Below are 13,855 nucleotides of genomic sequence, written 5' to 3' on the forward strand. Positions count from 1 at the left end.
TGGACGGGGGCGGGTTGCAGCCCTTTTCGGGCGCGCATTATGGCCCGGCTCAGGACGCTACAGCGGCTTGGGAGCCGGTTCTGCCCTGAGGAAGTCCCCGAGCTCGTAAAACTGAGCAACCGCAGCTCTGGCCTCGTCCAAGGTCGTCGCCAGATTGAACGCGTAAATCGCCATCGCATGGTGGTGGCTGTGGCTGAGCGCGATCATCTCCTGAAGCAACTCGTCCATTCCGATAGACAGTTCGGCCGGGCATCCGCTTCTCTGAGCTAGGAAAGCGGATGCCAGAGGAGCTATGGACGGGACTGGCATCGCAAGCCTTCTTCCAAGCCTCAAACAATGAAGAGTCGCTGGTAAGTTTAACCAGGGAGGATTGGGGAACCGCTAAGTCGGACGGCTTTCCACGAGGGGGAAACCTCACACCGGCCACCAAGCGACCTTCGCAGGCGGCTTCGGCCAGATTCGCCGTGCCGTCGCCCTCTCAGCAGGGAAGGACGAGCTGGCGATCATCGACGGGCGCTGCCGGCGGAACCCGGCCACTGGCTTCGGCAAGGGCCCGGGCAGTGGCGAGAAGCTGCTTCCGGTAATCCGTATCCAGGCCGTCCCAGATACGCTCGATCTCCGCCCATGCAGGTCCCGTGCGGAAGGGGGCGGGGAGGGAGGAGAGGTGATTGAGCATCGGGCGGTACCTGGCGAGCGATTCGGGACTGGGACTGTGCCGACTGTTCTTGTTTAGTTCCAGTCACGATGGCGGGGTTCCCGCCTGCAAGCAGCCCGGGTAGGATGGACCCCGTTCGGCACGAACCCGAGACGATGCCGGCACAAACCCCGGGTTAGTTGTTCCGGGAGAGAGTGACGGACGTCAGAGAAGCGGCTCTGGCCAGCGATATGCCGGGTTAGCACAGCGGTAGTGCAGCGGTTTTGTAAACCGAAGGTCGGGGGTTCGATCCCCTCACCCGGCACCAGCCTGCCGCGCCCGGGAAGATCCCGGAGCGCGGCGGCGGCGATCAGCCCTCCTGGTGGAGGTGCGGCAGACCCCGGAATTCCTCAAAATGGCTCTGTGCGAGGCGGGCGGTCAGCTGCGCGGCAACGAGGCCGCCGAGGATAATGGCAGACAGGATAAACATGGGATGGCGCCTTTTGCCTTGTTCCTCCCTATCCCTGCTCCAAAGGTGGATGTTGCAGTGCAGCATGTCCAGGGGGCGACGGAGTTTTCGGCGAGAAATGCCGCGTTGACGCCGCCGCCTCAGGCGGTGCCGACGGTGGCAAATCCATCACGGTTGGTGGCGCGTACGACGGAGGCGAAGAGGCGCAGGGCTTCCGGCCCGCCCTGATCCAGGAGCGTGCCCGAATCCATCTCGGAGGCCAGCAGCTCGGCATGTTCGGCCAGGGTCTCGGCCGCCCGGCGTAGCGCCTCGCGCGACAGGGTGAGCTGAAGATCGTCCGGCAGGGAGTGCCAGGTGCTCGGGACGACGGTGGCATGGGCGGGGTGGCGCGGGGCGGACTGCATCGAAGGATTTCCTTCTCCGGAAAGCCTTCTTGGCGCGGGGGGGCCCCTCGCGGGTGCAGAGGCAATCTGCCCGGAAAGGGTTAACCCTCCGTCACCGCGGGGTGCGCATCAGGCGAAATGCGCCACCGCCTCGCCCAGCAGATCGAAGCGTGCCGTGACCGTGCAAGGGCCGTCCAGCCAGATCACCGGCGTGACGGAGCCGAGGAACACCAGCTGGCCCGCCCGCAGCTCGCCGAACAGCTCGGCCGCCGGGGAGGCGGCGAGCCAGGCCAGCGCGTCCAGCGGATGGCCCAGGAGTTCCGCTCCCGTGCCCTCGGCCCGCCCCCCGTCATTCACAAAGATCTGGCCGCGGGCGGCCGGCAGGTCGAGGCCTGGCCAGCCCGAGGCGGGGGCACCGGCCACGGCGCCGGCATGGAACAGCTGGTCCGCCACCATCGCGGGCGCGCCGACCGCGCGGAAATCGCCGTAGCGATCCTCCACCACCTCGATCGCGGCGAAGACGTGCTCCACCGCCTCGGCCACCGATTCGCGGCTGTGCTCGCCATAGGCGATGTCGCGGCCGAGGCGCATCCCGATCTCGCACTCCACCCCGGCGCGGCGGAGGGCGGCGAGGCGGAACCGGCCTTCGCGCTCGTGCAGGCCCTCGGCCGGGCAGAAGCCGGCGCAGGGATGGTCCAGGCCGAGATAGGCCTGCATCCCCTTGGCCGTCGCGCCAATCTTGAAACCCGCGGGCGGCACGGCGCCCAGGGCGCGGGCGAGGCGGAACTGCAGGGCGTAGCCCGCCGCGAGGTCGGCCGGGGCGTCCGCACCAAGATCGGGAAGGCCGCGCGCGGCCCGGCGCTCGGCGAGGATGCGTTCGGCCAGACCGTCGGCGGGCGCGTCGGTCATGCGCGGCCGAGCTCGTAGAGCGCCACGGCGGCGGCGGCGGAGACGTTCAGGCTCTCCATCGCGGTGCCGATCGGCAGGCGCACCAGCTCGTCGCAAGTCTCGCGCTGCAGCCGGCGCAAGCCGCCGCCCTCAGCGCCCAGCACCAGGCCGACGCGGCGATCGGTGGGCTTGGCTTCCGCCAGGGTGCGGGTGGCGTCGCCGGTCAGGCCCAGCACCCAGGCGCCGCCGTCCTGAAGGTGTCGGATGGCGCGGGAGAGGTTCACCTCCCGCACCATCGGCACGATCTCCAGCGCGCCGGAGGCGGCACGGGCCAGGGCGCCGGTCTCGGGCGGGGCATGGCGGTCCTGCACGACCACCGCGGCGGCGCCAAAGGCAGCGGCTGAGCGCAGGATGGCGCCGACATTGCGCGGGTCCGTCACCTGGTCGAGCAGCAACACGGGGCCGGGGGAGGTCTTCAGCACGTCGTCCAGTTGCAGCTGGGGCAGCGGCTCGGCGAGGAGCGCGGCGCCCTGGTGCACGGAATCCTCTGGCAGGAAGGTGTGGAAGCGGGCGCGATCCTCCACCCGCTCGGGCTGGATCTTGCGGGTGGCGAAGATGTCCTCGGGCAGACGCTCGCGCAGGGCAGCCTCAGCATCCGCGGTCACCAGCAGGCGGCGCAGGCGACGGCGCGGGTTCTGCAGGGCGGCCGCCACCGCGTGCAGGCCGTGCAGCCAGAGCGTGTTGGCGGGCGCGCGGTCCTCCTCGCGCCGCGAGATCTCGGGGCGCGGGCGCGGGCCCTCCGGCGGGCGCTGGGGACCGGGACGGGGGCCGCGGCCGCCCGGTTCCGGCGGCGCATCGGCGCGGGCGGCGAAACGGGCCTGGCGGAACGGGGCGGGCGGCTTGCCCGGTGCCCTGGGGCCGGACGGGGCGCCCCGGCCGCGAGGGGCTTCCTCCACGGCGGGCTCGCCGCCTTTCCACCCTCGCTTGCCGTCGAAGGCCCGGGGCCGGGCGGGCGCACCGGACCGGGGCCCATTGCCGGGGCCGTTATTGGGGCCATTCGCGGGGCCGGTGCCGGCGTTCGATTGCGGGGGGCGGGGGCCGTGCGGCCTGCGGGGCGGGGACATGGCGATCCTGTAGAGCGCGGGCTTCGCCCAGGGCAAATGCGCTGGCGGCGTCCGGCGGCCCTGGATGAAGAAATAGGGGCGGTGCCGTCGCGCTTCGCGGGTGCATCACGTTGACAGCCCCGGCGCTTCTCGGATAGTCCGCCGGCTCCCGCCCGTCAGGGTCGGGGACACCCTGTGGAGGGGTGCCCGAGTGGCTAAAGGGGGCGGACTGTAAATCCGCTGGCTTGCGCCTACGTTGGTTCGAATCCAACCCCCTCCATGTGTCCCATCCCGGCCAGCCCCGTGCTGGCCCGTCAGGCGCGGAGCGCGCGGTGTCGGTGGGCGGGTGTAGCTCAATGGTAGAGTTCCAGCCTTCCAAGCTGGCTGTGCGGGTTCGATTCCCGTCACCCGCTCCAACCCCGCTCAGCGGGGCCGCGCCGCGGCGGCAGGACGGCCTGATACGGGCCACTTCCGACACCATATAGCGATCAACACAGCCCCACCGGCGGGCGGGGGGCCTTCCGGCCCCTGAACGGGACAGGACTGGATACGCGAATGGCGAAGGCGAAGTTCGAGCGGACGAAGCCGCACTGCAACATTGGCACGATCGGCCATGTGGATCATGGCAAGACGTCGCTGACGGCTGCGATCACGAAGATCCTGGCGAAGTCGGGTGGTGCGTCCTTCACGGCGTATGACCAGATCGACAAGGCCCCCGAGGAGCGGGCGCGCGGCATCACGATCTCGACCGCGCATGTCGAGTACGAGACGGCCAACCGCCACTACGCGCATGTGGACTGCCCCGGCCACGCCGACTACGTGAAGAACATGATCACGGGTGCGGCGCAGATGGACGGCGCGATCCTCGTGGTGTCGGCGGCCGACGGCCCGATGCCGCAGACGCGCGAGCACATCCTGCTCGCCCGCCAGGTCGGCGTGCCGGCGCTGGTCGTGTTCCTGAACAAGGTGGACATGGCCGACCCCGACCTGCTGGAGCTGGTCGAGATGGAGGTGCGCGAGCTGCTCTCCTCCTACCAGTTCCCGGGCGACGACATCCCGATCATCCAGGGCTCGGCGCTGATGGCGCTGGAGGACAAGTCCCCCGAGATCGGCGAGCAGGCGATCCTGAAGCTGATGGAGGCGGTCGACGCCTACATCCCGCAGCCGGAGCGCGCGGTTGACCTGCCGTTCCTGATGCCGGTCGAGGACGTGTTCTCGATCTCGGGCCGCGGCACGGTGGTGACCGGTCGCGTCGAGCGCGGCATCGTCAAGGTGGGCGAGGAGGTCGAGATCGTCGGCCTGAAGGACACCGTGAAGACGACGGTGACCGGCGTCGAGATGTTCAGGAAGCTCCTGGACAGCGGGATGGCCGGCGACAACATCGGCGCGCTGCTGCGCGGCACGAAGCGCGAGGACGTCGAGCGCGGCCAGGTGCTGTGCAAGCCGGGCGCGATCACGCCGCACACGCAGTTCAAGGCCGAGGCCTACATCCTGACGAAGGAGGAGGGCGGTCGCCACACGCCGTTCTTCACCAACTACCGCCCGCAGTTCTACTTCCGCACGACCGACGTGACGGGCGTGGTGCAGCTGCCCGAGGGCGTGGAGATGGTGATGCCGGGCGACAACGTGGCGATGACGGTCGAGCTGATCGCGCCAATCGCCATGGACCAGGGCCTGCGCTTCGCCATCCGCGAGGGTGGTCGCACCGTCGGCGCCGGCGTCGTCGCGAGCATCGAGAAGTAAGCTTTCGCCGTCAGGCGGATGCGAAACGGGGGCGGGCTGCCGGAAGGCGGCCCGCCCCTTCTCTTTTGGGGCCGGCGCCGGTGTGAGCCGCCGGTCCGATTGTTGACGGAAGGGCAAGGCCGGGCTGCTATCGTGGCACGATGGATACGATATCTTTCCGGAACGTCGTTGTTACGCCCACCGCCGCGATCCTGAGCAAGCCTGCCCCCTTCGAATTCAAGGGCGGCCCTTTATGGCCGGACTTCTCGTCGCAGCTCCTGGCGCGCCACTGCCGCGACCGCGAGCCCACCCCTTTCGACAGCCAGCCCGACCCGCCAGAATCGGTCGATGCGTTTCTGCCCGAAGCGGTGTGGTGCGGGCCGGTTTGCACGCATTTCGGACATGCCATCACGGATTTCGGCATGCGGATCGCCGTCTCGGCGCATGGGTTGCCGGGCCTGCCGCTGCTCTTCTCTGTGGCCCCTGGGCAGGCAGCGATGGTCCCCACCTTCTTCTGGGGCATTCTCGAGCAGTTCGGCGTGGAGCGGGACCGGGTGGTGCTGGTGGAGGAGCCGGTCCGGGTCGGCACACTGCATGTGCTTCCCCAGGCCGAGCGGATGAACGGCCCGCCGCCCGAGAAAACCTATCTCGACTTGCTCGACCGCACGGTCAGGCGGCAGCACGACCCATCCCTGGAAGCGACCACCGTCTACGTCTCCCGCGGGCGATTCCGGACGGACAGCCTGATGGGGCGCATCGCGGGCGAGACCTATCTGGACGGCGTGCTGGCTGCGGCGGGCGTGCTGGTCGTGCATCCCGAGACGCTGACGGTCGCGGAGCAGGTCCGGCTCTACCAGAATGCCGGCCGGCTGCTGTTCTCCGAGGGATCGGCGCTGCACGGGCTGCAGTTGCTGGGGCGGATCACGACCCCGGTCGGCGTCCTCCTGCGCCGGCCGAAGGGGCGGATGGCGTCGGGCGTGCTGGCGCGGCGAGCCCCGCGGGTGAGCTGGATCAACGCGATGGATGGCCATATCTGCGGCACCCGTCGTGACGGGCGCGGGTTCGAGGTGAGCAACGGGCTGATGGTGCTGGACCCGGTGCTTCTGCTGCCGGCGCTGTCGGAGGAGCTCGGACTGGACCTCGCCCCGCATTGGAATGTCGAGGATTACAGGGCGGCTTGCATCGCGGACGTCACGACCTGGATTAATTATCGCCGCCACCGCCGCCGGCGGCTCGGGGCCTCGGAAGGGGATGTGGAGGCGATCGCCGAATGCCTGCGCAACGTCGCCCTCCTCGACGGCGCACTGGACGGCTATCCGCTGCTCTGACCGGAGCCCCGGTTCCCGTGGGTTGTTGAGGGGCTGGCCTAGCGGGTCCATATCGGCGCGACAGGGTTCGGGCCGGGCGGCTGCTCCGGCCTCACAGGGCTGCGGGGTGCGGGTGATTGCAGGGCACGGCTGCGATGGGTGAGGCCGGGACGGACGGGGCGCCGAAGCCGGTGCGCATCGCAGATCCCCGGGATGTCGAGGCGGCCCGCGAGCTCTCGGACCTCACCGGCCTGGATCTTCGGCATTTCCGCTATCGCGGTGGTCCGACGGATCGCAGCTTCGGCGGCCATGCCGTCACCAGTGGCTGCGAGATCCTGAACGTTTTCGATCCGGCAGGGCCCGGGAATGGTCCTCACGCCCGGGACAGGAAGCTGCACCAGCGCATCCACCGGGCCTACCGACACAAGACCTGGATCGCCCACTACAAGGCACTGAATACCGCCTTTCTGGCGCATGAGGGGGATCGCCGCATCCCGTCGCCGCTTTCGGGCGGGGAGGCGACGATCCTGGGCAGCGTCACCATCGCGCAGTACCAGGTCACGCCCTGCCTGGATGATGGGCGGCTGATCGTGTTCATCGGCATCGGCTACATGCCCGTCGGCATCCTGTACCCGGCCGAGAACCTTTTCACCGTCCTGACGAATTTCGTGCTGTTCATCCCGGCCGTGCTGCGCGCCTTCCTCGACCAGTTCACCAGCCGGCCGCGCCTCTGGGCGGAATGGCTGCGGCGGGCGCGGGCGGGGGGGCTCCGCCGGGCTTTCGTCCTGGGCGACAACCGGCCCAGCCACTTCGTCCGCCAGAGCCTTGCCTATCTCGACGTGGAGGAGGCGGCGGTTCTGGACTTTGCCGGCAGGGGCGGGCTGCTGGTGGAGGTGTCCGACCTCTGCGCCATGGACCCGTTCGAGATTTTTCCGGCCCTGGCGCCGCTGGAGCGGCTCAGGGTGCGGAGCGAGCGGCTGATGGAGACGATCCTCGCCGACGGGCTGGATGCCCATCGCGTCTATCGCTTCAACATCCACCCCGATGCCGCCTGGCTGCGACGGCGCCTCGCCCCGGTGATCTCGGCCGCGCTGGAGGCGGCCGCGGCCCGGGACGGGCGGCGGTACCGCGTGATGATCTCGCTGGATGCCGAGCGGGAGCGCGTCCTCAACGCGGTGGAGGCCTTTCGCTTTATCCTCCGCAAGCTCGGCGAAGCCTGCGCGGCGGAGGACACCGTCCTCGAAGTCGTGTGGGATGGATGGACCGTGCCAGGCGAACCCGGGCCGAAGGATGTCGTCGTGATGGAACGGATTGAGGCGATGATCGCGGCGATCACCGAGGGGCTTGAGGTGCCGCTGGGCGAGCAGGTCCGGATCTTCGACCGCTCCTCCCTCGCCAAGGTGCCCGATCTCGCGCGCTGCGATCTCGCGCTCACAACCCAGGGCACGGGGGCGCAGGTTTCCTCATGGCTGCTGCAGCGGCCGACCATCGTCTACCACGTCGCCAGCGCCACCTCGAACCGCTCCTATCTCGACGACGCCTCCGCCATCGACATGGACCCGCGCGCCGTAGACGAACTGCCGCCCGGGGACGTCAGGGCCGCGAACCACCAGCGTTTCTCCCTGGCGCTCTGGGGGCTGGAGGATGCGCTGCGGCGTGCCCTGGCGGGCCGGCTTGCGATTCGCCCGGAATGCCCGCCACCGGAGGCGGCGCAGGCCTGACCGCTCGCCGGCGGCAGGGCTGGACAAGCCCTGCCGCGGCACGGACAACCCGGGGCATGGAGGGCGGAATGGCCGAGCGTGGCGGGGTTGAGCTGGCCGGGTTCTGGCCGCGTGTGGCGGCACAGTTGCTGGACGCGGCCTGGATGCTGCCGCTGGGGCTTGTGCTCGTGCAACTTGGTGAGGCCGCGCGGGGCCAGGAGGGGCTCTCGCCGGGTTCGGACCTGATGCTGCAGCTCATCTCCGCCCTCATCACCCTGCTGTTCTGGGCCACGCGGCAGGCGACGCCCGGAAAGCTTCTGATGCGGTTGCGCGTGGTGGATGCCGAGACCGGGGACACCCCGCCCTGGCCGAGGCTGGTGGCGCGCTATCTCGGTTACATCGTCTCGGGGCTGCCGCTCGGCCTCGGCTATTTCTGGATGATCTGGGACCCGCGCCGGCAGTGCTGGCACGACCGGCTGGCCCGCACCCTTGTGGTGCAGGACCCGCCGCGCCGGGGTTAGGGCCGTTCCATGCCGGTGATCGACGAGGCCGCGCTGGCCATCCCCGATGCCGCCGGGCTGCAGGCCCTGTTCTGGAAGGGGCGGACGGACTTCCTCCCCCTGGTCCGCAAGATGGGCCGCGAGAGCTGGCGGGTGGATGACCCCATGCCGGCAATCCGTCTGCTGCAGGGCGTGACGCGCCCGATCTGGACGATGGCGCACCGGGTGGAGGCGCCGGAGCAGCGCCGGCTGCTGGCCGGGCTGGTGGAGGTACTGGCCGAGGCCAACGCGACCCTTCTCCTGCACTCGCCCCATGAACCGCCGCCCGCGGCACTCTCGGGGGAGCCGCAGATCCGGTTGGTCTGGCACGGGATCGGGAAGGCGGTGGGGCGCTGGAACTTCACCCAGGCGGCGCTGCCGCACATGCTGACCTTCGACCGGCTGGGCACCGCTGGCTGGTCCTCGCTCGCGGCCGTCGAGCGGCGGCAGGTGCTGGCAGTGGACCAGGCCTCCGCGGATGCCTTCCACGAGACGCGGACGCTGCCCTGGTTGGCCGAGGGGCGGTCCAAGTATCGGCAAGACCCTTCGGTGCCGGTGGAGGGGGAGGGGTTCGTCTTCCTGCCCATGCAACTGCTGAACGACCCGGTGACGGGGTTGAAGAGCTTCGAGGCGCCGTACCTGGAGGGAATCCGGCGCATGGTGGCGGCGCTGGCAGGAGCGGGGATCCCCGTGGTGCTGAAGCGGCATCCACACTGCAAGGATCCGGTCGTGGGGCGCTTCTTGGAGGCGCTGCCCGCCGGGCCGGTTTCGGTCAGCAAAGCGTCCGTCCACACGCTGATCCCGCGTGCCCGCGCGGTGCTGACAGTGAATTCCGGCGTGGGCTTCGAGGCCCTGCTGCACGGGAAGCCGGTGATCGCGGCGGGGAGGGCGGAGTATGCGGTGGCGGCGACGCCGCTGACCGATCCGGACTCGGCCGTGGAGGCACTCGGTGCTGCCGAATCGGGGCATGATCCCGCCTTCGTTCGACGGTTCCTGTTCCTGGCGATGCACGGGTATCAGATCGACACGCGCGATCCCCTGTCGTTCCGCCGTGCCGTGCTGCGTGTGCTGTGCCAGGACTACCTGGACCGGCTGCCGCGTTAAGGCGCGAATGCGCTGTCTTCAGCCTCTCGACAGGGCGCGAACCTTGGCTTAAGGCACGGCCCCTGCGCGGCCCTGCCTTAGGGGCGTAGCTCAATTGGCTAGAGCGCCGGTCTCCAAAACCGGAGGTTGGGGGTTCGAGACCCTCCGCCCCTGCCAGGGCGGGCCGCGCATGACCATTTTCACGGCATCGCGCCTGGATGGTCCAGGGACAGTCCCCGTCGGGCGAGAGCCGGGGGACATATCTGGGCCCTGGCGCCGGGAGGGGCCTGACGTGGCCGGTTTCAACCCGATAGGGTATCTGCGCGACGTCCGGCAGGAGATCGGCCGGGTGACCTGGCCGAGCCGCAAGGAGACGCTCATCACCACGGGGCTGGTGCTGGCGCTTTCGGCCTTGGCGGCGGTGTTCTTCCTGGTGACGGACTGGCTGATCCAGCTCGGCATGCGGCTGCTGTTCGGTTTCGCCTGAGGGGGTTCCCCCTTTCAGGCATTGGTTTTCAGCGCGCCGCGCCGGAGGCCGGGGGACGCCCCGGGCCGGAGGTGGGGGCGCCACAGATCGGGAGCGTCGCGGCCATGGCCGATAAGAAGTGGTACGTCGTGCACGTCTATTCCGGCTTCGAGAAGAAGATCGCCGGGCAGATCAAGGAGCAGGCCGCCCAGAAGGGGCTGGCCGAGCAGATCGAGGACGTGCTCGTCCCCTCTGAGGAGGTGGTCGAGGTGCGCCGCGGCCAGAAGGTGAATTCCGAGCGCAAATTCTTCCCGGGCTATGTGCTCGTGAAGATGGAGATGACGGACGACGCCTGGCACCTGGTGAAGGACACGCCGAAGGTCACCGGCTTCCTGGGCGCCCGCAACAAGCCGAGCCCGATCCCGGAGCGCGAGGCAATGCGCATGCTCCAGCAGGTGCAGGACACGGTCGAGAAGCCGCGCCGTCCCGCCGTCACCTTCGAGGTGGGCGAGAATGTCCGCGTAGCCGACGGCCCGTTCACAAGCTTCAACGGCGTGATCGAGGAAGTGGACGAGGAGAAGGGCCGGGTGAAGGTCTCCGTCTCCATCTTCGGCCGCGCGACGCCGGTGGAACTGGAATACGGTCAGGTCGAGAAGGCCTGAGGACCGGCCCGCAGGGGCACTTACCGAAGGCAAGGGGCAGGGGGGCTGGCGGATGCGCCGGGCCCCCTTTTCCGTTCCTGGGTTCATCGACCTGCAACTATCGCTGGACTCCCGGTCTGCCCGGGCCTATACGCCGCCTCCGCGTCGGCCAGGCTGGGGTCTTCCCCGCCTGGCCGTCGCGCGTTTCCCGGAATGCGGGATGACAGGAACGCGGGAGGTTCGGCCCCAGCCTATCGGGGCGGGCCGCAGGCACCGCGGGCCTCAGAACTGAGAGGTGCCAGAGAGTGGCGAAGAAGATCGTCGGCTACATCAAGCTGCAGATCCCCGCGGGCAAGGCGAATCCGTCCCCGCCGGTGGGCCCCGCGCTGGGTCAGCGCGGCCTGAACATCATGCAGTTCGTGAAGGAATTCAATGCGGCGACCCAGGGCATGGAGCCCGGGACCCCGACGCCGGTGGTCATCACCGCGTTCTCGGACCGCACCTTTTCCTTCATCACCAAGACGCCCCCGAACACCTACTTCCTGCTGAAGGCGGCGAAGCTCGAGAAGGGCAGCCAGACCCCGGGCAAGGGTGGCGTTATCGGCCGCGTGACGAAGTCGCAGCTGGCCGAGATCGCCAAGGTGAAGATGAAGGACATGAACTGCGAGTCCGAAGAGGCCGCGGTTCGGATGCTGGCCGGGTCTGCCCGCGCCATGGGCATGAGCGTGGTGGAGGGCTGATCGATGGCCAAGCAGGGCAAGCGTCTCCGCAAGATCACTGAGGGCCTGGACCTCGAGAAGTCCCTCGCGCTGGCCGAGGCCATCGCGACGGCCAAGTCCAACGCGAACGCAAAGTTCGACGAGACGATCGAGATCTCGATGAACCTGGGCATCGACCCGCGCCATGCCGACCAGATGGTCCGCGGCGTGGTCGGCCTGCCGAACGGCACCGGCAAGACCGTGCGCGTGGGCGTGTTCGCCCGTGGGCCGAAGGCCGAAGAGGCCCGTGCGGCCGGCGCCGACGTCGTGGGCGCCGAAGATCTGCTCGAGGCCGTGCAGGGCGGGACCATCGAGTTCGACCGCTGCATTGCGACCCCGGACATGATGGGTATCGTTGGCCGCTTGGGTAAGATCCTGGGCCCGCGTGGCCTGATGCCGAACCCGAAGCTCGGCACTGTCACCATGGACGTGAAGGGCGCCGTCACGGCCGCCAAGGCCGGCCAGGTGGAGTTCCGCGCCGAGAAGGCCGGCATCGTCCATGCCGGCATCGGCAAGGCGAGCTTCGAGGCCGACAAGCTGCTTGAGAACGCCCGCGCCTTCGTGGACGCCATCCAGCGCGCGCGGCCGACGGGTGCCAAGGGCACCTATGTGAAGAAGGTGGCGGTGTCCTCCTCCATGGGGCCCGGCATCAAGGTGGACGTGGCGAGCCTGTCCGCCTGAACGAGATTCGCGCAGCTCTTCGGAGCCGCGCGGGCAGGGCGGGGTAACCCGCCTGACCTGTCCGAGACCCGGTGTGCGAAGCCATTCATTTGGTGGGGCTTGATGGGCGAGAGCCCGCAACGGGGAGACGGGGTGCCAGAGACGATGATCCGCCGGGTTCGTCCCGGTGGGCTTGGCTTGGCTTCCGGCTTTCATCTGACAGGCGAACCGGAGTGGCCCCTTTCGGGGCTGCTCCTGCGTGAACCGGCCGGGGCCCCTCCACAAGGCATCGGTATTTCGTAGGAGACGGGAATGGACCGTTCGGAGAAGACCGCGTTCGTCGCCTCCCTCGGTTCGGTGTTCGCCGACACCTCCTTCGTGCTCGTGGCCCAGAACAATGGGCTCACGGTCGCGGCGGTGGATGATCTGCGGCGCCGGATGCGGGCGGCTGGTGCGACGTACAAGGTTGCCAAGAACCGGCTGGCCACTCTTGCCCTCGACGGCACCCGCTTCCAGGGCATCTCGCCGCTGCTGAAGGGTCCGACCGCGCTCGCGTGGTCGACAGATCCGGTGGCCGTGGCGAAGACTGCCGTGGAGTTCGCCAGGGGTAACGACAAGTTCGTGATCCTGGGCGGGGCGCTCGGTACGCAGACCCTGGACGTCGCTGGCGTCCGGGCTCTGTCCGAGCTTCCCTCGCTCGAAACGCTGCGTGCGCAGCTCCTGGGTCTGATCCAGACCCCGGCGACGCGCATTGCGGGCGTGCTGCAGGCTCCGGCCGGGCAGCTGGCGCGGGTGTTCAAGGCCTATGCCGACAAGGATGGGTCTTCAGAGGGCGCGGAAGCCGCCTGAAACGCCGCAATACCAGGCGGGTTGCTGCCCGGGGTTGCAAACATCAAGCCAAGCCATTAGATCGAAGGACATAATCATGGCTGATCTCGCGAGGCTCGTTGACGAGCTTTCCTCCCTCACCGTCCTGGAGGCCGCCGAGCTTTCCAAGATGCTTGAGGAAAAGTGGGGCGTTTCCGCCGCGGCGCCGGTCGCCATGGCTGCGGCCCCGGCTGCCGGTGGTGGCGGCGCCGCTGCTCCCGCCGAGGAGCAGACGGAGTTCACGGTGATCCTGGCCGCCGGTGGCGACAAGAAGATCAACGTGATCAAGGAGATCCGTACGATCACCGGCCTGGGCCTGAAGGAGGCCAAGGACCTGGTCGAGGGCGCTCCGAAGACCGTGAAGGAAGGCGTTTCCAAGGACGAGGCGGAGAAGATCCGCAAGGTCCTCGAGGAGAACGGCGCGAAGGTCGAGGTCAAGTAAGACCTCGGTCGGCTATCCCCTGGCCGTTCCTCTCGAGGGAGTGGCCGGGGAGACAGAGTGGTTCGAAGGGCCGGGCGGAAACCTCAGGGTTTCCGCCCGTGCCCGCTTTTCGCCGGGTGGTTGGTTCCATCCGGTGGGTCTGCGGGAGGGGCGGGGCGCGCGGCGGCGTCCAGGTCTTCCCGGGTGGTGAGAG

Annotated in this window: 16 protein-coding genes and 4 tRNA genes; 15 read left to right on the forward strand and 5 right to left on the reverse strand. The window is 69.0% G+C overall.

Translation table 11 applies throughout. From position 1 onward, the window contains the following. Positions 1-57: 57 nt before the first annotated feature. Positions 58-228, reverse strand: coding sequence for a hypothetical protein (locus ACVBD7_RS02545; protein ID WP_458095958.1), 171 nt, complete (start codon positions 226-228; stop codon positions 58-60). A gap of 250 nt (positions 229-478) precedes the next feature. Next, positions 479-676 carry a hypothetical protein gene (locus ACVBD7_RS02550; protein WP_458095959.1) on the reverse strand — a complete coding sequence of 66 codons (198 nt, stop codon included), beginning with the start codon at positions 674-676 and terminating at the stop codon, positions 479-481. 211 nt (positions 677-887) lie between these two features. Here ACVBD7_RS02550 and ACVBD7_RS02555 point away from each other — a divergent pair. Continuing rightward, a tRNA-Thr gene (locus ACVBD7_RS02555) sits at positions 888-962 on the forward strand. 281 nt (positions 963-1,243) lie between these two features. Here ACVBD7_RS02555 and ACVBD7_RS02560 read toward each other — a convergent pair. The 3 genes from ACVBD7_RS02560 to rlmB form a co-directional block, all read right to left on the reverse strand. Continuing rightward, entirely contained in the window at positions 1,244-1,507 is a 264-nt protein-coding gene (locus ACVBD7_RS02560; RefSeq protein ID WP_458095960.1) for a hypothetical protein, read from the reverse strand. Positions 1,508-1,615: 108 nt separating this feature from the next. Beyond that, positions 1,616-2,395, reverse strand: coding sequence for a 2-keto-4-pentenoate hydratase (locus ACVBD7_RS02565; RefSeq protein WP_458095961.1), 780 nt, complete (start codon positions 2,393-2,395; stop codon positions 1,616-1,618). Next, positions 2,392-3,330, reverse strand: a complete 939-nt coding sequence (gene rlmB / locus ACVBD7_RS02570; protein WP_458095962.1) for a 23S rRNA (guanosine(2251)-2'-O)-methyltransferase RlmB — start codon at positions 3,328-3,330, stop codon at positions 2,392-2,394. Before rlmB ends, ACVBD7_RS02565 begins: the two co-directional genes overlap by 4 nt. A 344-nt stretch (positions 3,331-3,674) precedes the next feature. Between rlmB and ACVBD7_RS02575 the strand changes: the two genes are divergently transcribed. The 14 genes from ACVBD7_RS02575 to rplL all read left to right on the forward strand — a co-directional run bounded on the left by ACVBD7_RS02575 (position 3,675) and on the right by rplL (position 13,662). Continuing rightward, positions 3,675-3,757 (forward strand) — tRNA-Tyr (locus tag ACVBD7_RS02575). Positions 3,758-3,819: 62 nt separating this feature from the next. Continuing rightward, positions 3,820-3,893, forward strand: a tRNA-Gly gene (locus ACVBD7_RS02580). 139 nt (positions 3,894-4,032) lie between these two features. Then, positions 4,033-5,220, forward strand: a complete 1,188-nt coding sequence (gene tuf, locus ACVBD7_RS02585; RefSeq protein WP_458095963.1) for an elongation factor Tu — start codon at positions 4,033-4,035, stop codon at positions 5,218-5,220. A 140-nt stretch (positions 5,221-5,360) separates the two neighbouring features. Beyond that, positions 5,361-6,527 (forward strand): glycosyltransferase 61 family protein, encoded by a 1,167-nt coding sequence (locus tag ACVBD7_RS02590; RefSeq protein ID WP_458095964.1) that lies wholly within the window; start codon positions 5,361-5,363, stop codon positions 6,525-6,527. 134 nt (positions 6,528-6,661) lie between these two features. After that, the gene (locus ACVBD7_RS02595; protein ID WP_458095965.1) at positions 6,662-8,227 is read left to right on the forward strand and encodes a hypothetical protein; all 1,566 of its coding nucleotides are present in this window, start codon (positions 6,662-6,664) and stop codon (positions 8,225-8,227) included. A 68-nt stretch (positions 8,228-8,295) separates the two neighbouring features. Next, entirely contained in the window at positions 8,296-8,727 is a 432-nt protein-coding gene (locus ACVBD7_RS02600; RefSeq protein ID WP_458095966.1) for an RDD family protein, read from the forward strand. A gap of 9 nt (positions 8,728-8,736) precedes the next feature. Continuing rightward, positions 8,737-9,849, forward strand: coding sequence for a capsular polysaccharide export protein, LipB/KpsS family (locus ACVBD7_RS02605; RefSeq protein WP_458095967.1), 1,113 nt, complete (start codon positions 8,737-8,739; stop codon positions 9,847-9,849). Between the two features lie 79 nt (positions 9,850-9,928). After that, positions 9,929-10,005 (forward strand) — tRNA-Trp (locus ACVBD7_RS02610). Between the two features lie 115 nt (positions 10,006-10,120). Further along, positions 10,121-10,315 (forward strand): preprotein translocase subunit SecE, encoded by a 195-nt coding sequence (secE, locus tag ACVBD7_RS02615; protein ID WP_458095968.1) that lies wholly within the window; start codon positions 10,121-10,123, stop codon positions 10,313-10,315. Positions 10,316-10,419: 104 nt separating this feature from the next. Beyond that, positions 10,420-10,956, forward strand: coding sequence for a transcription termination/antitermination protein NusG (gene nusG / locus ACVBD7_RS02620; RefSeq protein WP_458095969.1), 537 nt, complete (start codon positions 10,420-10,422; stop codon positions 10,954-10,956). 284 nt (positions 10,957-11,240) lie between these two features. Further along, entirely contained in the window at positions 11,241-11,675 is a 435-nt protein-coding gene (gene rplK, locus ACVBD7_RS02625; protein WP_458095970.1) for a 50S ribosomal protein L11, read from the forward strand. A gap of 3 nt (positions 11,676-11,678) precedes the next feature. Continuing rightward, positions 11,679-12,374, forward strand: a complete 696-nt coding sequence (gene rplA, locus ACVBD7_RS02630; protein WP_458095971.1) for a 50S ribosomal protein L1 — start codon at positions 11,679-11,681, stop codon at positions 12,372-12,374. Positions 12,375-12,665: 291 nt separating this feature from the next. Next, positions 12,666-13,202, forward strand: a complete 537-nt coding sequence (gene rplJ / locus ACVBD7_RS02635) for a 50S ribosomal protein L10 (protein WP_458095972.1) — start codon at positions 12,666-12,668, stop codon at positions 13,200-13,202. 76 nt (positions 13,203-13,278) lie between these two features. Next, positions 13,279-13,662, forward strand: a complete 384-nt coding sequence (gene rplL, locus ACVBD7_RS02640) for a 50S ribosomal protein L7/L12 (RefSeq protein WP_458095973.1) — start codon at positions 13,279-13,281, stop codon at positions 13,660-13,662. Positions 13,663-13,855: the final 193 nt, after the last annotated feature.

Source organism: Roseomonas sp. WA12 (assembly GCF_054165765.1).